This is a genomic window from Paenibacillus sp. V4I3, from assembly GCF_030817215.1.
Lineage (GTDB): Bacteria > Bacillota > Bacilli > Paenibacillales > NBRC-103111 > Paenibacillus_E.
In genome coordinates this window covers 2082909-2105406 of sequence record NZ_JAUSZA010000001.1, presented here as the reverse complement: position 1 = coordinate 2105406, position 22498 = coordinate 2082909, and the positions used below count along the sequence as shown (strand labels likewise).

Here is a 22498-nt window from a genome sequence, read left to right as displayed (position 1 = left end):
AATGACGCGTGAAGAACATGCCGTCTTTCCCTTTTGGGAGAGGCGGTATTTTGATTTCCAGGGAGGTTGGCGCAATGGATTTTCTTAGAGAACATGAAAATTTCGTTAGGTTCCATGAGGAGAAACGAACAGGAGAGCGTCTGCGCCGATTAAGAGAGGGACATGGCTACGCTGAAAAACAGTTTATGCAGCAAATCTGGTGGCCGCTCATTGGACATTTTCTCCATCTTCATCCGGAATATGAAGTTAGGGATTTTCAGGACAACACCAGATTTGTCGACTTTGTACATCTCCGTCCGCCACATCGGATTTGTTTCGAGATCGACGGTTACGGTCCGCATGCTCGGGATGTTGACCGCTCTCGTTTCGGGGATAACCTGATGCGGCAGAATCAGTTGGTTTTGGACGAATGGAAGGTTTTTCGGTTCTCACTTGATGATATCACCCAGCATCCGCGACGCTGCCAACAAGTCGTCCTCAACATCATGGCGCGATGGTATGGCGATCAAACTCAACTTATATCACTCACTCATCGAGAAAAAGAAATCGCTCGGCTGGCCGCAAGTACCATAGATCCGCTTAAACCGCATGTAGTTGCTGACCATCTGGGCATCCGAGTTGAACACGCAAGAAAGTGGCTTCATAGCCTGCACAGGAAAGGGATAATAAAGCCGGCCAGTGGAGAGCAGAGAATTCGCTCTTACATTCTGGACCCTGCAGGGCGGAAATTGTTCGTTTAGGCTAATATTGAGGGGGTTACGGCCAAAATTGGTTGGTGCTCCCACGGAACCCAGAATAGAAGTCTTTTGGGACTTCTATTTGTGCTAATTCTAGAGTTTAAGTGAAAATAGAAGCTTTTAAAGACTTCTATTTGTTAAAAAAGCGGCACCAGATTGGAATATCTACGCAAATAAGAGTCTTTGGAGGCTTCTATTTACCTCAAGTGAAGAGAAAGTGCCAAAATAAGAGTCCCCAGGGACTCTTATTTTGGTTCGAGCTGAAGCGTTATTGGCATTTTACGTGTTAAGTCAGCAACATGATGATTATCGGACCTTTGCTGAGTATCAGAAGCCTATTGCTGCCCAGACGCTTTCCGAAGCTCGTCAGCCAAATGGTGTAACTCCACTCTAGCTTCTACATCCTCTGTGCTCATCCAAGCAGCGGATAAGAAGTTAATAATCTTATATGCATCATCAGAACTCATCATATACCCCCTTTTCTCCTCTATCTGATCAAAACAAGTTAGCTCGCTCCCTTCAATAATCCGAATCAGCTTGTCCGTGTATTGCGGTTCTGTTGCATAACCTGCGCACTGCAGCTCTTGACTAGCGCACCTGTAGTCTCTTTCATGTAGTACATTTGCGTATCTGGGATTGTGAGCAAGCAGCAGCGAATGTTCGCGAACGCTATCGCGCCAGTTGTCGTATACTCGAAAGCCGTCCACAATTTGTATCCACTTGCCTTTTATGGATTCCTGCGTAACTTGCTGCTGATCTCTTCCTTGATCCCAAACAAATTGTTACCGGGAGCAGATCGACCCCAGCCACTTTCCAGAATAGCCTGAGCGATCGTGACACTAGCTAAAATACCAAACTCCCGCATATCCGCTTGTGCGGCTGGAGCTAATTGATCAATAAAGCTTTCTTTGCTCATAACCCTTCCTCCTTGCCTCGCAGCACTTGAATCATCTGCTTCAAAAAGCTGGGCAACGGCAGCCCTAATCGTCCGTAATTTTCTGTAATGGAAATAAACTCATTCGCCAAGTAAAAATAAATCGCTCCCGTCATCATCAGGTCTGTATCCATCAGAATATCCATGCGATGAGCCAGCATAATCACGAGCAGCATTAGCCCTTTGCGGGCAAGTCCCCAGTAGCCAACTTGGCTATTAAGTCCACGCTGCTCCCTCATCGAGGCGGCAATGCCCGTTACATAATCGACGAGTATCGCCATTAGAAATAGGCTAAGAAGTTCGTTCCACTCGCCGAAGGCATAGGTTGCGAACCCTCCGAGCGTGGCAGAAATCAGGTTAAAACCGATTTGGTTCATTCGTTTTTGCTCCTTTCTGTTGAGATTGGTTGGGGAGGCTGTAGGGATTAAGAAACCTCAATTATGAATTTGTGATACTGTGTGTACGCCAGCCATGAGAGATAACGTACCTTGCGGAACTGAAGCGGCTCCCATTAAGATAACGGTCAGTATTCCCGTGGACAAATCCCCCGAGCGCAGCGTTGCGCTGGAATTAATCACCGTTAACCACCTGCTTTCAGCGCCTCCCATTGGCAATTTAGCTTGTTCAGCCAGTCCCAGCAGTAATATTTGAGCGGCCAACTGATATTCATTTGCCGACCTCGCAGCAATCTGTCCAACGAATTGTTTCGTAAGCTGGCAAGCACCTCTTGACGCCGACGCACTCTGTACGCTCAAACACTGCCATGAGACACTAGGTCGACACGTACCGTTGAATCCACGGTATACACGCCACTGCGAGCCTAAAGCCGCTTCCGTAAATACGGATATAGCTTTCAGCCAAGTTTCTAGAACAGGCTTTACTTGCCGAAGGATCAGGACAGATTTCATGAGACACCTGCCTGCCCCATCCTTGTCCTGCACAGCAGGAAGCGCGGTAATTTGCACCGTGTAGATTTGCCCGTCCACTTCGATGACACCGTCATCTGGATCGAGCAGCTTGTTAATAGCGCTCCAGATGCGATCCTGCGCCCCCGCCGACGTTGTGCTTCTCACGTTCAAACTCAGCTTGCGCCAGCTACTCGGCGTGTCCAGCTTGAACTCTGCGCTGCCACCAACGTGACTGAGCCAGATGGCCTCATCGGGGGTATATGGAACACCATCCACGAACATGTCTCTCCCGAGTGCTCCCATACCTTCGGACTTAAGATATAACGCTAGTTGATTTGCCATGTTAATCATTCGCTTCTCTCACCTCCTTCTTGTGTATATCATCGTTACAACACTTCATCCTGTCGTTTCCGCCTCTTGTCTCATTTGTAAGCATGGTTTATATCGTCTCAGCGACGATATCACCGCTGGAGCCCACCGTAACGATGTAAAACATCGTTAAAGCACTTCACTCCAACGTTCTCGCTTACCACTAAGTCTTAAAGTGTTGAGTGTTGGTATTAAGTGTTTTGAAATTCAAAACATTTTTTTCTTTTCAAAACGGTCGCTGCCTAAAAGACCTAACTAACACTCGTTTCACTCCTTCCAATTGTCCCGTAAGCAGCCCTATTAGATCTGCTCGATCCGGACATTATCCCATGCGCCCTGTTCAGCATAATCACCTCCCTTACTACTCTACACAACGATCTTACCACGGTCCCAATCTAACGAACTGCCAACAAGCGGCCAACTTACGGTCACAATCCCTTAGCTGTTTGTACGACTCTTATATACCTTTGCTTCCTACATCCCATAGCCCCAAGCCCCATATCAACATTATTTATTAAGAAAGTATTACCTCTAGCCGCAGCATGTAAGCCAGCTTAGCTATCGCCTTAGCCTTCACCCGGCGATACGTGCGCTCGCTCAAATTCAGCTCATGGAACAGTAAGAAATCGAACAACTTGTCCCTTTGCAAATAACGTTTGCTGATCATTTCCTGTTCAAGTTCATCAAGCAGCAACAACGCTTGCTCTACCTCAGCGCATAAACCAACCAGTTGTTCCTCCGTGTCTGCCTGGTACACAGCTGTCCGCTCCTTCACCTTGAGCAACTGATTCGAGCCCGTAATCGCTCCTCTCTCTCTCCGCACATCCCCGATCAACCGGTACATACGAACCGTTTCGAGCACTTCTTCCACCCGCTTGCGCGTTGCCCGCCGATCAATTTGTTCTTGCACTATGTGTAAAATACGTTCCACCATTCTCCGACCATCTCCTAAAATTTGTCGTTTTGAATTTCTAAACAAATCATACGTCTTCTTGTTTTAAAATTCAACACAAAATGTTTTGAAAATCAAAACCTTCTTTCCGAACCCTCTTGTTTTTTGTACCACCAACCCTTTACAATAGAAACAGGTGATGAAGCGATGAAAGATATGGTGCAATTCGGCATTCGAATCCGGCATTTGCGTCAGCAGAACAATTTCTCCCTTAGAGAACTCGGAGAAAGATCCGGTGTCAGTTATTCGTTTATTAACTCCATAGAAAATAACCGCTTCAATCCATCCAGGGAAACGGTTATCGCCTTAGCCGATGCGCTTAGAAGTGCTGATAAGGACGAGCTTCTACTGCTCGCCGGATTTGCTCCAACGGAAGAAGAGGCGCTAGAAGGACCATTTGGACCGAGCAGTTCCGTGGAAGTCGATGATCCTGAAGTCAGCTTATTTTTCAAAGATTTCAAAAATGCGCCCAAAGAGCGCCGGGACGAAATGCTCCGCTTCTGGAACTTCATCAAAGAGCAGCAGATGACCCGCAAACCAGATAGTCAGCAGTAACAGTGGCTTAAGCGCCATCTTGATGAACTTATCCTTTTACAATAAAGCCAAGCCCTAATGGGCTTTTCTTTACCTTAAATGAACGAACATATATTCCTATAATGAGGTGTTTGTCCTGTTCACTCACTACCAAACCACCCCTCTGGAACAATGGGTCGAAGCTTTATATCTCCAACATGATATCAAAGAGCCATCTCAGCTTAGCATGACCAATTTGGCTGCTAAACTGCATATTTGGGTTTATGCGATGGATATGAGCAGCATGGCTGTTGAAAATAACGGACAATTCAGCATCAACGTAGACCGTCGATTATCTGCCAAAGAGCAGTGGGAAGACTTCCTTCACGAGCTATGTCATGTGCTTCGCCATTCCGGCAACCAAATGATTATGCCAGATCGCTATGTCGATTGGCAGGAGCAGGATGCATCGGCCTTCCAGCTCTACGCGGCAATACCCATTTCTATGCTTAAGAAACTGCCGCTGCCCGAGCAAAAGAACGAAATGATTGCCCTTCTATCCGAAGAATTTCAAGTAACCCATCGGCTTGCAGCAGCTCGCATAGAGCAAATTCAGCGACGTGTCCTGCAAGGCATTATGGATCATGAATATCAGCTATTTACACAAAGTCAAGCTAGCAAATACAATCCAGCCAATTGGTCCGATGCAACTCGCCTTATCATGGACAAGCTGGAGCATCTGAAGCAAAAAGGGGCGCCCTCTGATGGCTAAGTTTACTGTTTTTTATGACTTCCATGAAGAGCGCATCCAGCCCTTTCTCATGTCGCTGCATTTTCGACCTCACGAGCTAGATTGGAACAAAACTTCGATGTACGTGCCATTAGACGCTCCGTTTCAGAAGCTAAAGATGGAAGAAATCCCCGACTTAGAGGCTGGAATCACTGTTTTGCTGGATGACCTTGTCGTCAATCTAGGACACCCCCAATGCATCGGTATCAGCATCTCCAGAATTCAACAGCGACATTTGGCGCTTCCAACTGATATTCTACAAAGCATCCAACAGCTATGGATACGCATGAGCGATATTGAGGAAGTGCTGCATATGAATATCCGCTCCCTCTACCCCTGGTCATCCAAATAAATCCAGACGCAAAAATCCCGTACATTATCGGGCACTTTGTCCGATAGATGTATGGGATCTGAAGGGATATCTCTTCCCTATTTAATTACTCATGAATATAAGAGCAAATATAATCGCTAACTGTTTTCACTTCGAGCTTGAATTTTGCATTAGCGGGAACAGTGAATTCACCTTGGCCACTGATGGTAATCCATTCGCTGCTGCCTGGAAGCAAAACGTTCAGCTCACCAGCTTGGATTTCCATGATTTCTTTAACATCTGTTCCGAATTCGTACTCACCCGGTAGCAAAATGCCGAGTGTTTTTTTGGTGCCATCGGCGAATTGAACTGTGCGGCTAGTCACTTTACCATCGAAATAAACGTTGGCTTTCGTTAATACAGTTACATTTTCAAAGCTGGACATGATGAATAGTTCCCCCTCAAAAATAACTAAGAATAAGGCCAAAGCCCACGCGGGGGTGGGCAGTGGCTGCTTTCAATTAATTAAGACAATAGAGCTTTCACTCTAGCTGCTACGTTCTCTGGGTAGAAGCCGTACTCTTTGAGAACCAAATCCCCTGGTGCGGATGCTCCAAATGTAGAGATACCAAGGATGGATCCTTGGTCGCCAACATAACGTTCCCAACCAAGCGGGTAAGCCATCTCAACAGCTAGACGTTTCTTCACTTCCGGCAGAATGACGGAGTCTTTATATTCTTTGGACTGTTTCTCGAACAGCTCCAAGCTTGGCAAGCTTACGACACGAACGTTAATGCCTTCGGCTTCAAGAAGCTTTTGCGCCGCGACAGCCAATTGTACTTCGGAGCCTGTTGCCAGAATCTGTGCAACTGGCTTGCCATTTGTAGCATCGGATACAACATAGCCGCCTTTGCTTAGGTTTTCTTTCGCACCTTGGACAGTTCCTTCGAGAATCGGCAGGTTTTGGCGAGTCAATACGAGAGCAACTGGCCCTTTAGCCTCAGAAATCGCGTAACGCCAGGCTTCTGATGTTTCATTTCCGTCTGCAGGGCGAATAACAGTGATACCCGGAATGACACGAAGCGCAGGCAATTGCTCTACCGGCTCATGCGTCGGTCCATCTTCACCAACAGCGATACTGTCATGTGTTAGAACGTAGATAACCGGAAGCTGCATAAGAGCAGCAAGACGAATCGATGCGCGTAGGTAATCAGAGAATACGAAGAATGTAGCCCCGTATATTTTAACTCCACCATGTAGAGCCATACCGTTCATCGCTGTACCCATACCGAACTCACGAACACCAAACCATAAATTGCGGCCTGCATAGTTGCTGGCACTGTAATTGGATTCGCCTTTGATCATGGTGTTGTTCGAGCTTGCCAGATCCGCGGAACCGCCGATCAATTGCGGCAATTTAGGTGCAATCGCATTAATCGCATTACCGGATGCAACACGAGTAGCCATAGGCTTGTCTGAAGTGCTGTAAACCGGAAGATCTGCGTCCCAGCCTGCTGGCAATTCATTGCTCACTGCCGCGCTGAACTGGTTGCCGAGTTCTGGATATGCCTTAATGTAGTCATTCAACAGGCTGCTCCAAGCTTGTTCAGCTGCAGCGCCTTCTTTTTGAATTTCTGCATAGTGCGCTCTAACTTCGTCCGGAACTAAGAAGTCCGGCTCTTCAGGCCAGCCATAAGCTTGCTTCGTCAGCTTCACTTCTTCGCCGCCAAGCGGAGATCCGTGAGGTCCAACGTGTCCGCCTTTGCCGCCTTTGTTCGGGCTGCCGAAACCGATGGTCGTTTTCACTTCAATCAGTGTTGGGCGTGTTGTATCAGCTTTCGCTTCAGCAATTGCTTTGGAAATTGCAGCAAGATCATTTTGCTCTTCTACGCGCAGCACTTGCCAGCCATAAGCTTCAAAACGCTTCTCAACGTTCTCGGAAAATGCCATGTTAAGCTCGCCATCCAGCGAGATATCATTGGAATCGTACAACATGATTAGTTTGCCCAATTTAAGGTGAGCTGCCAAGGAAACCGCTTCAGATGAAACGCCTTCCATCATATCGCCATCACCACAGATTGCGTATGTATAGTGGTCGATTACAGGGAAATTCTCTTTATTGTAAGTCTCTCTCAGATGAGCTTCCGCCATGGCCATACCAACTGCCATACCAATACCTTGTCCAAGTGGACCCGTAGTCGCGTCAACACCTGCTGTATGACCGTATTCCGGATGTCCTGGTGTTTTGCTTCCCCATTGGCGGAAGTTTTTGATTTCTTCCATTGGCAGATCATATCCGCAAAGGTGAAGAAGGCTGTATAGCAGCATGGATCCGTGGCCGGCTGAAAGCACGAAACGGTCACGATTGACCCATTTAGGATTAGATGGATTATGCTTCATATGCTGCTTCCACAGCACGTAAGCCATTGGCGCAGCCCCCATAACCATACCTGGGTGACCTGATTTGGCTTTCTCAACGGCGTCGATACCCAAAGTACGGATCGTGTCGACCGCTAATTGTTCAATTGTTTTGTTTGTTACTGTCATTCGAAAATTCCCTCCTATATTTCTGTATTTTCGTCAATCAATGACTTGTACATACAAGTGACTTTTCTCGCTTGCATTATTGTACCATTTGCTTTAAGGCTTTGCCACAATAACCCGCTAAAACATCATCAGCCTAAGCAGTTACTAGCAAATAGGCTGCATCCAGTAATGGACACAGCCTAATCTAGCCTAATTAAATACAACTGTCTTGTTATTATGCACAATAATTCGATCTTCTACATGCCATGCTACCGCTCTAGCAAGGACGATCCGTTCAATATGCCGACCGATTCTTTTCAAATCTTCGACGTTATCACGGTGGCTAACCCTTTGAACGTCCTGTTCAATAATCGGGCCGCCATCCAATTCATCCGTCACATAATGTGCAGTAGCGCCAATGATTTTTACCCCACGATTATGGGCTTGCGCATAAGGCTTCCCGCCGACAAAGGCAGGCAAGAAGGAGTGATGGATATTAATCATACGGTTTGCGTAGTGTTTAATAAAAGAAGGCGAAACGATCTGCATATAGCGAGCCAATACGATCGCATCAATATTGTCTCCAACGACTTCAAGCTGACGACGCTCGGCTTCAGCCTTCGTATCCGCGGTAACCGGGATATGGTGATATGGGATCCCAAAAGGCTCGACGAGCGACTGCATGTCCGGATGGTTACTAATGACCATCGCGATATCTGCGTTAAGATCACCCGCGCGCCAGTGCCAAAGCAGCTCAAGCAAGGCATGATCTTCCTTCGATACGAAGATAGCGATGCGCTTCTTCTGACTGGCAAGAGAAAGGCTCCAATCCATGGAGAACTTGTCCGCAACGACAGAGAAATCCTTTCTCAACTGGTCAACCCGGCTCCCAAGTTCCGTTAAATCGAACTCGATCCGGATGAAAAACATGCCGCCTTCAGGATCCATTGTGTATTGATCGGATTGCACGATATTCGCACCATATTCAAACAAAAATTGCGAGACTGCCGCAACGATTCCCGGCTGATCCGGACAAGAGATCAACATTCTCGCCCTATTCACCATTACGCTCTCCCTGCGCAATGAGTTATTCGTACTTCCCTGTTCCATATTAATCCCCCTAATAGCTTTAACTTTCTGTATGAAAGCTTTCTTTTTAGTTTGCTGTAATCTATATTAAGCTTTCTTGAGTATCTCTTTACCTGCGAGCCAAACGATCAATCGTTGATTAATCTGCTCCTCGCTAAGGTCAGAAAAGAGATTTTCTTCGTGTAGAATATCATACAATCGCTCCAGCGGCTCACGTCCGTCCGCTTTCTTTGCCTTGGCATCATTTTTCAATAATTCCCAAGTATTCAGAACGAAATCACGGAAATGAATCTCTTTTTTGCCTAACAAAAAGTCAATTCGCTCTACATGATCCAAGAACTCGCTGCCAAAACGCCCACTGAGGTTACCAGAGAGCAGAGCAATTTCTGCTTCGTACATCGGACGCTGCGTTTTATCTTCTTTACCAATCCAAGGAGTCTCAAGAATCATAGGCAAATGCTGCAGCTTCTCATGGTTGGCAATATTATTCATAGCCTCAAAGCCAATCCAACCAGAACCAAGCGGCGCGTGACGGTCCTTGCTGGCTCCGCGAGGATTTTTACTATCATTCAAGTGAATAACACCAAGCTTTTCTAGACCGATTACTTTGTCAAAATGATGCAGAACGCCATCGAGGTCGTTCACAATATCATACCCGGCGTCATGAATATGGCAAGTGTCCAGACAAACGGATAATTTGTTGTTAAACTCTACTTGTTCCATAATTTCAGCTAATTCCTCAAAGCTGCGGCCAATCTCCGTCCCTTTGCCAGCCATTGTTTCCAGTGCGATGTTCACATTCGTATCTTTAACCCCCTGCAAGTACTTCGTTCAGACCTTCCGCAATTCTGGCAATGCCATACTCCGCATCCTTGTCCGTGTAAGCCCCGGGATGAAGAACGATATTGCGAACGCCAATATAGTCTGTCCGACGAATTTCTTCCTGAAGGAAACGTACGGCTAACTCAAAGGTATCTTCTTTATAAGAACCTAGATTAATAATGTAGGGAGCGTGTACGACGATTTCGTTCATCGCATGCTTCTCCATCACAGCTTTACCTTCTTCGACAAATTGATCCTCAATCGGTTTACGGCGCGTATTTTGCGGGGCACCTGTGTATATCATAAATGTGGAAGAACCGTATGTGACTGCCTCTTCAGCTGCATTTAACAAGCCTTTATCAGAGAACGAAACGTGTGAGCCAATTTTAGGCATAATGGATAACTCCTTTTTGTGTGTCTACTACGCAACTACTTAGGTATGGAAGACCAAAGTAGTTACGTTTACTACCTTCCTATTTTACTAGGATTGTCGCAAGAAATCTAGAAATAAGGTATAATTCTTACGAGATATTGATGCAAGCTAGTGAGGTGACAAATAAATGGCAAATGATTTTTTCATGTGGTTCATCATTTTCTGGGTATGTGTCCTGCTTTTGTTCATGTCCATTGGCGGATATTTCATGTTTCGGAAGTTCCTAAAGGTGCTGCCCAAAGAAGATGGCAAGTCGAAGCTGGATTGGCAAAATCACTACGTGGATAGTTCGCGGCACTTATGGACAGAGGACTCTAAAACATTTCTCGATCAACTGGTATCACCTGTACCGACAGCCTTTAGAGATATTGCCAAGCATTCCATCGCAGCTCGCATTGGACAGGTTGCCCTGGAGGCGCATGCAAGTGAAGTAACGCGTGACCACTGTATTCAAGGTTACATTCTTGCAACACCGCGGCGCGACTATAAGAGCTTGACTAGCTTCCTCGAGAAGCAGCAGATTGACTATAGTGCGCATAAGCATTTACTCCAATAAATGAAAAAAGCCAATCCTACACTGAAAGTAGGAATGGCTTTATATGTTGGTAGGACGGTCCATTACACTCATTCTTTTGCCTACGGTGAAGCAAATAAAAACATGGACACCTCATACCCCGAATAACACTGTTGAGAATCAGCGGACATGTCTACAATTATTTTATTCATTTCTGTGTTGGCACAATCTTTACAATGACACAGTGGAATAATCGTCTTATAATATCCCGTTTTGAATACCTTATCGGCATTACTTTTGGACATTATAGATTCACATTCAACACAATATACCATTTCTGTTTTGATCATAATTACACTCCTTAGAGTTTTCATAAAAAACTAGCTTCGTAAGCATACTCATTAAGAGTTATAATGTCGCAAGATGCTATACGATGTTACATTATGTATTGGTTTTATTATACGATACAATTCGTAACATTACAAGCGATAATTTCTTCAAGCGTAGCCTTGCTGTCTAGATCTGCTATCCTCAAACATACCAATGAGCTTCTTTTTTATAATATCCTCCGTATATCCAATCTGAACCGTATCGTAAGACGCTTTCCCATAGGCTTCACACAGTTTGGGATTATCCAGCAGCCTTCGTATCGCTAGCGATAATTGATAGGGATTATTTTCATAGACTATAATGCCATTCCTATTATCCTCGAGTAAGCCTCTTACACCCGTTACATTATAAGCAACTGTCGGTAATCCACACGCCCCCGCTTCCAGCATCACTAAGGGTAATCCTTCATAAGCGGATGGAAGCACGAAAAATTCCGAGGCATTGTAATATTTCACTAATTTGTTCTTGTCACGAATATTCCCTAATAGAGTCACTTTGTTCTCCACTCCATGCTGCCTAATCAAATCACGCAGCATGGCTTCATCCGGACCGCTTCCGGCAATGAAAATGTGGAGATCTTCCACGTCTTTTAACTGAGCCGCTGCTTGAATAAGTAAGCTGTGTTTCTTCTGGTGGTCAAATAGTCGGCCTACTGAAATCAAATATCTTTGAGCAGGATCAAGCCCAAGCGACTTCATAGCCTCATGTTTATCTAATTGCTTGTACATGCTCGTATTTACAAAGTTCGGGATGAGTTTTATTTTCTCTTTCAAGGCAGGAAAATGTTTAAGCATATTGTTGGTCTCATCCATATTAAGCGTGGTTAGAAAGGCTGCATTGTGCAAAGTACGCTTCTTAATAGGGAGCAATATTTTCGGAATACTTCCGCCATGATAGGCGCCGATAATCGGAATGTTTAAAGATTTGGCGATCTTCGATAAAGGTTCAAAACGACCCGTATTATACTCTTGGCAATATATGATGTCGATCTGATCCTGCTTAACAATATCTTTGATCATTGGGTTGGTCGTCGCCATCAATTGGGATACGTATTTCCCCATAGGTGTTCGCCCCGAAAAAGGGATAGACGCATACCATTTGTACAGCATTCCCACAGGAATAAATTTAACCCTGCAGTTCACAATTTGGTGTTTATATTCGCGTACCTGATTACCTCTCATCGTAAAGAGATAGATAATAGTTTCAATTCCGTCCTTTTCCAAAAGCCTCGCATACTCAAAAGAAAAATCGTTATGATAGGACCGAATGTAATCTTCCTCACTTAAACCTAAGCCTTTTACAAAAAAATCTTCAAAAACGTTCGTATGGCTAAAGATTCCGATGCGCATAAATTTCCCCTCCAAATAAGAATCCTTACGATGGTTTATAGAACATAATTTTATAGCCATAAAAGGAAAAGAGTTGAATCATCGATGGCCTCATGAGATGTTCATGCCTCGTGATAACGCTATGATGCCCGTACAAGCTTTGAACAGTTGAAGCACTGTTCTTGGTCTCCAGCATTTCTCCCCATGTCATGAACCAGACATATTTATTTTCCTTCGAGGAAAGTATAGACTCATTCGGCATTTCACCATTTTCACCAATACCAATCGGCTTCCCTCCACCAAGCTCCCATAACTCATCATGGTAACTTTGCTTGTAATCATTATTGTAAATATCGACGGCAAGTGCATCTACCTTTGAACTGCCTGGATATGTGTTCGCATAGGGATCAACACCTGAGCTCGGGGCATTCGGATTCCACACCCACAATAAATTGTTCAAACCATGTACATTGACATAGCGGTCAAACATGATGTTCCATAAACGCACATAATTGCTTTTCTTCCCCCACCAGAACCAATTGCCGTTCATTTCGTGGTAAGGCCGCCATAGTACGGGAACACCTGCATCCTTCAGTTGCTTTAAATAAACAGCGACTTTATCGATATCTGAGATCAACTGCTTGTTCAAGGATGTGCCATCCGTGACAATTTGATCGAATTCCTCTTGCTTAGTCGCCCGTTGTACGTTATTCCAATACTGCTGCATTCCGGGATAGCTGGCGTGGTACATCATCGTGACAATACCGCCTGACTTATGCCACTCAATAGCGCTGTTTACGACCTTTTGCCTTTGATCCTCTAACGTTGTCTCATTTTGTCCAAGAATCCCACCCATCTCATAGCCATGAACGATAGGATCTTTGCCGGTTGCAGCCTTTATTTTAGTAACAAATACATCTGGGTCCTCTAGAAAGTCATGCTGTCCTGTTAACATGCTTTTCCCCTTCAAACTGTACAAATACGTCAGTAATTCCTTAGCCTCGGGAGTAGCATTGGCATTCACCGGTTCAAAAGCTGTAAAGAGGTAGTTTTCCATCGCCTTTGCTGGAAAATGGATGAGTAAACCGCCTATACAAACCAAGACGATGATTCTGTACTTAAACTTGGAACTCCACCAACTTCGCACTTTCATCATTTCCTCCCTTACACCAAGGCAATAAAGTGTACAAGGCCTGCCTGGAAAACCCAAGTCAGGCCTTGCTGCATGCATGTTAAATACGAGATTAGGAAGCAGATAAATCGAACGCTTCTTTACGTCTATTTTGTTCCATTTCCTTCCAACTACTCAAGGCGATACTGTCTGGGATATCCACATCACGGAAGGTAAGCATTTGTCCTTCCTCGACCGTTTGGCGGACAACAGCATTCGTTAGCAAGCCAATAGGCACATGATTTAAATGATCTTCCATATTCACCGCGATACCCCTAACTTCAAAGCTGCCTACACCGCGTTCAATCACTTCACCCGGTACTAAGCGGCGCTTCGCGATCGATGCAATGCTAACAGCCGGATTGGTGCTGTTATTCAGAAGAACGCCTCCTCCACCCAACACGCGGCGAATGGTTTTTACCACTTCCAAATGGCATAGGTGGAATGTTGTGTACAGCGTATAGAATGGACCGTCCCCCAGCTTTAAGTATCTCAGATAATCCTTATGGCGGTCATCATGCTCTGCAGCTATGAATACGCCAGCTGGAGATTTCGGAGACAAGATATAATCACTGATCGGATATCCTAAGCCTTTGGCATATTCTGCCTGAATATTGGCGCCAGTTCGTACATCCTCACATGCCGTTCCCAAAAGTCCTGGTACTGCAGCTCGCGCACCTAGGCCATTGGCAACAAGCGCCTGTTCGATCTGCACTTTCGTTCCATCGGTGAAGGATACCTGCAGACCAAGATTGAGCCCTTGCTTCTTAGCCCAGTAAAGCATATCCTCTTTGCTTGGGTTCAGATTAAGAAAGCCTTTGATATTTCCGTAAACAAGCGGTTTAAAGCCCATCGATAACACATTCTCGCGTAGAGCAGCCAGACATCCCGGTTGATCACCTTCAGCCTCGGTAATAAACCCTTTACTCGCCAAATAGGAGCCCGTTGTCACCTGCAAGTCGGCATTGATCGTGATGACAGGGATGGATGCTTCCATAATGCGGAGGATCGTCTCCGTGCCATAAATCGTATCTCCGCAGCATTCAACAATCACATCGGAATGTTCAATCAGCTCGTCCACGGAATTAGTCAATCGGTCATTCAGCGGATATTCTCCACAATGGTCAATATTTCGGCGAGTTAGCACGCGAGATACCTTTAAACCATAGGCTTTCTCAATTTCGATCACCAATCCTTTGGAAATAAAACCTGTTCCTATAACACCAATTCTACTTTTTTGCTCCATTTTTTACTCCTCCTGTTATATGGTCATTTTTAATGTTGCTTCAGTCCGTACCACTTTTTTCCAAACTTTTGTTACGAAGCAGTATTGCTTGATGACCCTTGCCGGTGAACCCACGGCGATGCTGTAAGGCGGGATTTCCCCAGTAACGATGCTTCCAGCCCCAATGATGGATCTTTCGCCGATCTTTGAACCCGCAAGTATCGCAACATTTTGACCCAGCCATACCCCAGAGCCTATTTCTGTTCTTGCACTGGATAACGGCTGTGCCATATAGTTAGGCCCGCTCGGATCGATGCCATGATTGTTGTCTGAGATGTAACATCCCGCGGCAATCGTAACATCATCACCGATCGTTAATGATTCACAGCATGAAATGTTTACCCTTTGGCCTATAACAACACGATTCCCAATTCGCAGCGATCCAATGGGTCCCTCCGGAATACGGTAATGCACTTCCATCCTCACATTAGGCGCTATAAAAACCTGTTCACCTAACTCAACGAATTCCGTATTGTACGGGAAAAATGGTGCAGAAACGCAGCTGTTTTCCCCGAACTTCTTAAACATGAATCGATACCAAAGCAGTGTGCGGATTTTGTTTATCTTATTGCGAATCGTTGTATGCACCTGGCTCAGCCGCATGATTACATCCCTCACATACTTTGAATTTCTATTTTCTCAATTTCATTCCAATCTGCACTCAAACGAATGATATCTTCTTCAAATAAATCTGAGCCAATCTGCACCTCGATCAACTCCAAATCCGTTACAGCCCGCAGCCCATGTCTCATCCCCTCAGGTATTTTCAGCACGTCTCCGGCCCCTAGAACAAAGGATTTTTCGTTTAAAATGAGTTGTCCTTGACCCGCGATAACAGTCCAAACCTCACTTCGCTTTTCGTGCAGATGGTAGCTTAAATTTTTGCCGGCTTTCACGCAAATCCGTTTCGTTAAAACTTCATTACCTTCCCCATACTTGCTGTAGTCAACAACTTGATAGCGACCCCAGCGTCTTTCCTCGTACATGGTCCTATAATCTACTGATTTCATAACCTCTTTTATTCTCGGGCTGGCGGCTTTGTCAGTGACTAAGATACCATCTGGACTTACGGCTACAACGACATTCGATAAACCTAGTACCGTCACCGGCATATCCAGTTCATTGACAATGTGTGTATTGACCGAATCATCTGTCATGATTCCTTTGCCCATGACTGGCTTTGTCAGCTCCTCAGTTAATGTATTCCAGGTGCCCAAATCCTTCCAATCACCGTTATATCGGGAAACGATAACATGTTCAGCCTTTTCGATCACCTCGTAGTCAAAGCTGATTTTCGGCAGTTTGCTATACTGCTTCAGCGTCTCCTCGTAGTGAATAGGCAGCCCCTTTTCCAAGAGTAAATTAATAAGATAATCGAGCTTAAAAGCAAACACGCCGCAGTTCCAAAGTGCGCCCTGCTGGATTAAGGCTACCGCATCCGATTGTGCTGGCTTCTCCCTAAAGTGGCTAACCCTCCGAAACGTCTGTTCGGACGCCGTCTCTTCACTTTGATCCGGTACGATATAACCATATTTCTCAGATGCAAGCGCCGGCTTAACACCCATAAGGGCAATATCTGCACCGGATTCATGCAGGGTTTGTTCCAACTTTGTCACTTCTTCAAAGAAGGAAGCTTCCACAAACGGATCAACAGGGACGATCGTAATAACCTCATTCAGGCTAACCCCTTCGATTGAGTACAAGTATGTAGCCGCCAATGCGATTGCCGGAAAGGTATCTCGACGTTCGGGCTCCACGACCATACGCACTTCGGAACCCAGCTGGTTCTGAAGAATGTCCACTTGCGATCTCCCTGTGGCTACAAAAGCTGAATCGCTTAACTTCAGCCCCTGAAGCTGACGCCATACTCGCTGCACCATGGATTCCAAATCACCATTTGGATTATCCAGCACTTTCAGAAACTGTTTCGATCGAGAATCATTGGATAACGGCCACAAGCGTTTGCCAGAGCCACCCGAGAGCAGTACAAGCTTCATTTCATCCACATCCTAATCCGTCGCATTTTTATAACCCTTAAGCTTGCTAAGCATGATTTGCTTCACCCATCCCATGTCTTCGGTGAATTTGAAAATGTGCGGGAAAGGGACTTTTAACGTCAGCGGGAAATTTACTAGGATAAAACCTAATCGAATAATAGCAGCCAGCAGCATCGCCATGCCCGCTCCGGTAATACCAAAAACCGGGACAAACCAGAAGAGCAATGGTACCATTACACCTAGCCCAACTGCGTACATCATCGTTACAATACCTGGACGGCCAAGCGCCATATAGGCTTGGGATATGACCATACTTGACCCTGTTATAACCACTTCCAGAATGAGAAGACGAAAGACGGAAACTGCGCTTTTGAAGTCACTGCCGTATAAAATAATCAACACATAAGGTGCAACGAGCATAGCTGCTATCGCAGCCAATATCGAAATGAACGTACTGACTCGAAATGCACGAACCGTCATTGCGATGACTTCATCCTTCGGCAAACCGGAAGATTTAGGAAACAAGATTAAGGAAAGGGACTGCGAGAAAATATTTGCCATACGTGACAGGCTAACGGCCACGACATACAATCCTAAATCAGCGGATGATAGCAAACGGATAACAATAAGTTGATCAACATACAGGCTCATATTGCCGAGCAAGTCAATGCCATAGGAGCCCAGACCATACTTAATATTCCTCTTCATAGATACCCATGAGCCTCGCCACTGTACCCTGTATATCCGCAGCAGGCGAATCGTTAACCAAATTACAATCGGCACATTCGGTCCCAAGTAGGCGATAGCCGATGTGAAAGGAGTTAACCTCCCTGCTGCCAAGAAACACAGCAGCATAATCAGCGTTGCAATCGGCATTAAATACCGCACGAAATTAAATAGCGCAAATTCATTACGTGCTCGTAAAACAGCGTTATTCACAAATGTTAATAAAATAACCGGGGTAATAATCATCGCCCCCTGTGCGAACTGTATGACCTGAGAGGAATAGGTACTGAGCCATATCGGAATGAAATAAACACCGATTGCACAGGCGACAATACCAGACGCACAGCTTAGCAGTAGTGACGATATATACAACTTCCCGGCGTCCTCGGGATACTTCTTCATGTTGTAGACCACAGCGGAATGCATACCTATTGTCATGACAAAGGCTAGAAACTGCGGCCAAAGGATCATCGTTGCATGATCCCCCCGTCCGCTTGGACCGAGGAACCGACTCGTCATGATGCCAGTCAGCATGTTCAATCCAAGGATGAACATACTCGCCAACAGTGCCCTGATTGAAGTAGACACCGTATCCTTGCCTTTCATTAACCCCTTCATTAGTGGAACCACTCGATTGACTTTCAGGGCCAATGGATTGCTCACTCGAAACACCAACTCTCCTATCGAAATGATTCCGTTCCGTCTCAGCCCAGAAGCTTTAACCCTTTCTCGCGTTCGATCAGTGATTCAATGGCAGCCAGCAGCGGATATCGCAGTTCATTGTTGCTGAGGCCAAAGTCTAATGTTGTTAGAATAAAACCAAGCTTCTCGCCGACATCATATCGAATGCCCTCAAAATTGTAGGCGTAAGCCTGCTGGATTTCATTCAATTTCTGAATTGCATCCGTCAGCTGGATCTCACCACCTGCACCGGTTTCGTGCAGCTCCAGGAATTGAAAAATTTCCGGTGTCAGAATATAGCGACCCATGATCGCCAAATTGGATGGGGCTTGACCAAGCGGCGGCTTCTCGATGAAGTTATTCACCTGATACAGCCTTCCCTTTTGCTTCAATGGATCCACGATGCCATAGCGGTACGTTTGATCATCAGGTACGGTTTGAACGCCAATGACAGAAGCCCCAGTCGTCTCATACTGTTGGATCAACTGCCTCAAGCAGGGGACCTGAGCGGAAACAATATCGTCTCCTAGCAATACGGCAAAAGGCTCATCCCCGATAAAGCGGCGCGCACACCAGATGGCGTGACCCAGCCCCTTCGGTTCTTTCTGTCTAATGTAGTGAATTTCAACTTTGGAGGAACGCTGCACTTCTTTCAGTAGCTCTAACTTTCCGGCCTCCATCAACTTATATTCCAGCTCAAAGGCGTTATCAAAATGATCCTCGATAGCCCGCTTTCCTTTTCCCGTAACGATGATAATATCTTCAATGCCAGATTCAATGGCTTCCTCCACAATGTATTGAATCGTAGGCTTATCAATGATCGGAAGCATTTCCTTGGGCATCGCCTTCGTTGCCGGTAAGAATCTCGTGCCAAGCCCTGCTGCGGGGATAATTGCTTTTTTTACTGTTTTCATAGACATGGCTCCTCATAATTTTTTTATTCGATACGATTTGTATCATTCGTTGTGTGGCTAGCCCTTATCCTTCGTTAACGTCATCCTGCTCTTGATAATGCTGCAAGAAATGAGCGAGTGAATCTTGCCAGTTACCTAGCAAATCCCATCCGAACTCCCTTGCTTTCTGACTGTCCAATACCGAATAAGAAGGTCGCTGTGCCCTACCAATGGCAACTTCCGTGACACAAGGTAGAACCGTAACATGTTCCAGCTGTCGGCATTTAACAATCGCCTTTGCGAATTCAAACCACGAGCAAGCACCTTGATTGGCCGCGTGATAATAGCCGTACTTCTTTGTGCCCACCAGCTTGAAAAGAAACCTCGCTAACTCTAACGCAGAGGTAGGTGAGCCAATCTGATCCTCAACAACATGGAACTGCTTTTGTTTCCGAGACTGCTTGAGGAGCTTCTTTACAAAGTTATCTCCATACCGCCCATACACCCAAGAAGTTCTAACAACGAAATACTTGTCGCACAAAGTGGAAACGTACATCTCACCAGCTAGCTTTGATTTGCCATAAACACCTAGTGGAGACGGTGTGTCTTCTTCCACATAAGGCTCCTCCTTCTTGCCATCAAACACATAATCCGTGCTAATGTAAACGAGTTTGGCACTTAACTGCTGAGCTGCGATAGCAACATTCCTAGTGCCGAGTGCATTTATCTCGTAAGCGCGTTCCTGCTCTTGCTCCGCCTGGTCTACTGCCGTATAGGCCGCGCAATGAATAATGACATCTGGCTGAATTTTAGCTACGATCTCACTAACCTGAGCTGAATTCGTCACATTCATAGCATCCCGACTAAAGGAATGCACATCATAATGCGGTTGAAAGAGATCCACGACTTCCGAACCAACCTGCCCATTCCCTCCTGTTATGAGTACGCGCATAGCGTCACCTTTCTCACTCACCTACACTAGAAAGCACTTTTGCAGTATTTAAATGTTAGGTAGAAGGAGTAATAATATAGTCTTGGATGAATGAGGAAGCGCGGATTCAACTGCAAGGCTCTGAGTAAGGCCGATCTTCCCGAACTCCAATCTCCGTTATACTTGGCTGCTTTGTAAGAATAGAATAAATATCTATACCCCTTTAGTACTTTATGATTTCCAATACCGGCCATGGAATGTTCCACGATTTTCAGTTCGCTTCGCAGGATTTTTTCGAGATACTTGAAGCTATTGTTAGCATGAATCCGGTAGTTGACGAGGAATTCATTCAGATAGAGGATATTCCCTTCCTTCAACAGTCGTATCCATAATTCCCAGTCTTCCGCTACGGCACCTCCGTCATCTCCAGCTAATTCAGCATCGAAGCCGCCGGACAGAACAAGTTTATTCTTATCTAGCAACACTTGAGAAGGGGTGAAAATTTGATTGTTGACACACATTTCCTTCAGGTCAACCTTTGTCCGCTTAGACTTGTAAATTTTCTTTATCTTGTTGCCATCATCATCAATGAGATAGCCGTTGGCGACAACGCCGATACAATTCGATTGCTGAATGACGTTAACTGTCCGGGACAAGAAGGTTGGTTCTATGACATCATCTTGATCAAGAAACAAGACGTATTTCCCTTTTGCTAAAGCTAGACCCTTGTTTCTTGCATAGGCTACTCCGAGGTTGGTTTGTTCCAAAACCGTCAATTCACTGGAGATGCTCTTTACAATTTCCGACGAACTATCTGTAGATCCATCGTTAATGATAATAATTTCAACTGGCTTATAATCTTGCGCGAGAATACTGCGCACCGTTGTTTCAATAAATTTCTGTCCATTATAGATAGGTACAATAACAGAAACCAGATCAGCTTCTATCGCTGTTTGCTCCATGCTGAATCTCCTTCCTTTACCCTGTGATTCTGTCCTCCATCACCATAAGTGACTTCTCCGTTTGGCGGTCGAAGAAAACATCCAGCTGTTCAACAACATATCTGATCTTCACTTCTTCTAATCCGTAATACAGTGGTAAGCGAAGCAGCCGCATACTCTCCTGTGTCGTGAAGCGATCAGAACCAGTCATAGTGCCCGTTTGTAGTCCCAATAATGAGCTATGAAGAGGTCCGTAATGGGAAGAACTCGTAATACCATTTTTCATTAGAAAAGTATGTAAGCTTAATCGGGTCTCTAAATCCTGCACCTTAATATAAAACATGTGGGCATTATGCTCGCATTCGTCCGGAACCGTCGGAAGTTCGATGTATTTAGCCGAGGCTAAAGGCTGAAGTAAGTTATAATAAAGATTCCAGCTGCGCTGGCGGTCTTCATTAATAGGTATAGCCATTTCAAGTTGACTATAAAGGATCGCTGCATTGAATTCGCTGGGTAAGTAAGAGGAGCCCACGTCTACCCAGGAATATTTATCAATTTCTCCTCGGAAATATCGGGAACGATTCGTTCCTTTCTCGCGGACAATTTCCGCCCGTTCCTTAAACCGTTCATCATTGATTAGAATAGCTCCGCCTTCACCGCACGAATAATTTTTCGTCTCGTGGAAGCTGAAGCAGCCCAGATGACCGATTGTGCCAAGCGCTCTTCCTTTATAAGTGCTCATCACACCTTGTGCAGCGTCCTCAACCACAAGAAGATTATATTGGTTCGCAATACGCATAATGGTATCCATCTCACACGCCACCCCGCCATAATGAACAGGAACGATAACCTTTGTTCTTTCTGTGATCGCCTGCTCAATGAGCGTTTCATCGATATTCATCGTATCAGGCCTAATATCCACATACACGATACGAGCTCCGCGAAGTACAAAAGCATTAGCGGTAGATACGAATGTATAGGACGGCATAATAACTTCGTCGCCACCCTTGAGATCCGATAAGATCGCACACATTTCCAAAGAATGCGTACAGGAGGTCGTCAATAAGACTTTATCGCAAGCAAAATGTGTCTCAAACCAATTGTTGCATTTTTTGGTATACTGTCCATCACCTGAATGATGAAAACTCTCCACAACCTGCTGGAGATGCTTCTCGATTTCCCCTACCGCAGGAGGTCTATTGAAAGGTATTTTCATATTTAGCCAACTTCCTCACAATGAGTAATTAATAATTGTCTG

Annotated in this window: 23 protein-coding genes and 1 pseudogene; 5 read left to right on the top strand and 19 right to left on the bottom strand. The window is 45.4% G+C overall.

Annotated elements, in window-relative coordinates; translation table 11 throughout:
• Positions 1–74: 74 nt before the first annotated feature.
• Positions 75–740 carry a DNA-binding response regulator gene (locus QFZ77_RS09810; RefSeq protein WP_307438926.1) on the top strand — a complete coding sequence of 222 codons (666 nt, stop codon included), beginning with the start codon at positions 75–77 and terminating at the stop codon, positions 738–740.
• A gap of 332 nt (positions 741–1072) precedes the next feature.
• On the opposite strand, the gene QFZ77_RS09805 is transcribed toward QFZ77_RS09810, so the two are convergent.
• The 5 genes from QFZ77_RS09805 to QFZ77_RS09785 form a co-directional block, all read right to left on the bottom strand.
• Complete coding sequence (locus QFZ77_RS09805; RefSeq protein WP_307438925.1) at positions 1073–1444, bottom strand: glucosaminidase domain-containing protein; 372 nt, start codon at positions 1442–1444, stop codon at positions 1073–1075.
• Positions 1445–1464: 20 nt separating this feature from the next.
• A complete protein-coding gene (locus QFZ77_RS09800; RefSeq protein WP_307438923.1) occupies positions 1465–1653 on the bottom strand; it encodes a glucosaminidase domain-containing protein in 189 nt (62 codons plus the stop codon).
• A complete protein-coding gene (locus QFZ77_RS09795; protein WP_307438921.1) occupies positions 1650–2048 on the bottom strand; it encodes a phage holin family protein in 399 nt (132 codons plus the stop codon). Before QFZ77_RS09795 ends, QFZ77_RS09800 begins: the two co-directional genes overlap by 4 nt.
• 57 nt (positions 2049–2105) lie before the next feature.
• Complete coding sequence (locus QFZ77_RS09790) at positions 2106–2930, bottom strand: minor capsid protein (RefSeq protein WP_307438920.1); 825 nt, start codon at positions 2928–2930, stop codon at positions 2106–2108.
• Between the two features lie 532 nt (positions 2931–3462).
• Positions 3463–3882, bottom strand: coding sequence for an ArpU family phage packaging/lysis transcriptional regulator (locus QFZ77_RS09785; protein ID WP_307438919.1), 420 nt, complete (start codon positions 3880–3882; stop codon positions 3463–3465).
• A gap of 165 nt (positions 3883–4047) precedes the next feature.
• Here QFZ77_RS09785 and QFZ77_RS09780 point away from each other — a divergent pair, with 165 nt between their 5' ends.
• From QFZ77_RS09780 to QFZ77_RS09770, 3 genes are all read left to right on the top strand, one after another.
• Positions 4048–4455, top strand: coding sequence for a helix-turn-helix domain-containing protein (locus tag QFZ77_RS09780; protein ID WP_307438917.1), 408 nt, complete (start codon positions 4048–4050; stop codon positions 4453–4455).
• Positions 4456–4660: 205 nt separating this feature from the next.
• Positions 4661–5185 carry an ImmA/IrrE family metallo-endopeptidase gene (locus QFZ77_RS09775; protein WP_307438915.1) on the top strand — a complete coding sequence of 175 codons (525 nt, stop codon included), beginning with the start codon at positions 4661–4663 and terminating at the stop codon, positions 5183–5185.
• Positions 5178–5555 (top strand): hypothetical protein, encoded by a 378-nt coding sequence (locus tag QFZ77_RS09770; RefSeq protein ID WP_307438913.1) that lies wholly within the window; start codon positions 5178–5180, stop codon positions 5553–5555. Before QFZ77_RS09775 ends, QFZ77_RS09770 begins: the two co-directional genes overlap by 8 nt.
• An 85-nt stretch (positions 5556–5640) precedes the next feature.
• Here the strand turns inward: QFZ77_RS09770 and ppnP are convergent, their stop codons facing one another.
• From ppnP to QFZ77_RS09750, 4 genes and pseudogenes are all read right to left on the bottom strand, one after another.
• Positions 5641–5958, bottom strand: coding sequence for a pyrimidine/purine nucleoside phosphorylase (ppnP, locus tag QFZ77_RS09765; RefSeq protein WP_029199427.1), 318 nt, complete (start codon positions 5956–5958; stop codon positions 5641–5643).
• Between the two features lie 80 nt (positions 5959–6038).
• Positions 6039–8060 carry a transketolase gene (tkt, locus tag QFZ77_RS09760; RefSeq protein ID WP_307438910.1) on the bottom strand — a complete coding sequence of 674 codons (2022 nt, stop codon included), beginning with the start codon at positions 8058–8060 and terminating at the stop codon, positions 6039–6041.
• Positions 8061–8249: 189 nt separating this feature from the next.
• Positions 8250–9149 (bottom strand): formyltetrahydrofolate deformylase, encoded by a 900-nt coding sequence (gene purU, locus QFZ77_RS09755; RefSeq protein WP_307438908.1) that lies wholly within the window; start codon positions 9147–9149, stop codon positions 8250–8252.
• A gap of 66 nt (positions 9150–9215) precedes the next feature.
• Positions 9216–10344: pseudogene (locus QFZ77_RS09750) on the bottom strand (deoxyribonuclease IV).
• Positions 10345–10510: 166 nt separating this feature from the next.
• Between QFZ77_RS09750 and QFZ77_RS09745 the strand changes: the two are divergent.
• A complete protein-coding gene (locus QFZ77_RS09745; protein WP_057305039.1) occupies positions 10511–10939 on the top strand; it encodes a DUF2621 domain-containing protein in 429 nt (142 codons plus the stop codon).
• Between the two features lie 455 nt (positions 10940–11394).
• Here the strand turns inward: QFZ77_RS09745 and QFZ77_RS09740 are convergent, their stop codons facing one another.
• From QFZ77_RS09740 to rffA, 10 genes are all read right to left on the bottom strand, one after another.
• Complete coding sequence (locus QFZ77_RS09740) at positions 11395–12636, bottom strand: glycosyltransferase family 4 protein (RefSeq protein WP_307438904.1); 1242 nt, start codon at positions 12634–12636, stop codon at positions 11395–11397.
• Positions 12637–12661: 25 nt separating this feature from the next.
• Entirely contained in the window at positions 12662–13771 is a 1110-nt protein-coding gene (locus tag QFZ77_RS09735) for a glycosyl hydrolase (RefSeq protein ID WP_307438902.1), read from the bottom strand.
• An 88-nt stretch (positions 13772–13859) separates the two neighbouring features.
• The gene (locus QFZ77_RS09730; protein WP_307438901.1) at positions 13860–15032 is read right to left on the bottom strand and encodes an NAD(P)-dependent oxidoreductase; all 1173 of its coding nucleotides are present in this window, start codon (positions 15030–15032) and stop codon (positions 13860–13862) included.
• Between the two features lie 15 nt (positions 15033–15047).
• A complete protein-coding gene (locus tag QFZ77_RS09725) occupies positions 15048–15674 on the bottom strand; it encodes an acyltransferase (protein WP_307438898.1) in 627 nt (208 codons plus the stop codon).
• Between the two features lie 11 nt (positions 15675–15685).
• Positions 15686–17068: a sugar phosphate nucleotidyltransferase gene (locus QFZ77_RS09720; RefSeq protein ID WP_307438896.1), complete on the bottom strand. Its 1383-nt coding sequence runs from the start codon at positions 17066–17068 to the stop codon at positions 15686–15688.
• Positions 17069–17080: 12 nt separating this feature from the next.
• Positions 17081–18457 (bottom strand): lipopolysaccharide biosynthesis protein, encoded by a 1377-nt coding sequence (locus tag QFZ77_RS09715; RefSeq protein ID WP_307438894.1) that lies wholly within the window; start codon positions 18455–18457, stop codon positions 17081–17083.
• Positions 18458–18498: 41 nt separating this feature from the next.
• The gene (galU, locus tag QFZ77_RS09710) at positions 18499–19389 is read right to left on the bottom strand and encodes a UTP--glucose-1-phosphate uridylyltransferase GalU (RefSeq protein ID WP_307438891.1); all 891 of its coding nucleotides are present in this window, start codon (positions 19387–19389) and stop codon (positions 18499–18501) included.
• Between the two features lie 64 nt (positions 19390–19453).
• Positions 19454–20320 carry a dTDP-4-dehydrorhamnose reductase gene (gene rfbD / locus QFZ77_RS09705; protein WP_307438890.1) on the bottom strand — a complete coding sequence of 289 codons (867 nt, stop codon included), beginning with the start codon at positions 20318–20320 and terminating at the stop codon, positions 19454–19456.
• Between the two features lie 26 nt (positions 20321–20346).
• Entirely contained in the window at positions 20347–21261 is a 915-nt protein-coding gene (locus QFZ77_RS09700; protein WP_307438887.1) for a glycosyltransferase family 2 protein, read from the bottom strand.
• 16 nt (positions 21262–21277) lie between these two features.
• Positions 21278–22456 (bottom strand): dTDP-4-amino-4,6-dideoxygalactose transaminase, encoded by a 1179-nt coding sequence (gene rffA / locus QFZ77_RS09695; RefSeq protein ID WP_307438885.1) that lies wholly within the window; start codon positions 22454–22456, stop codon positions 21278–21280.
• Between the last annotated feature and the right edge of the window lie 42 nt (positions 22457–22498).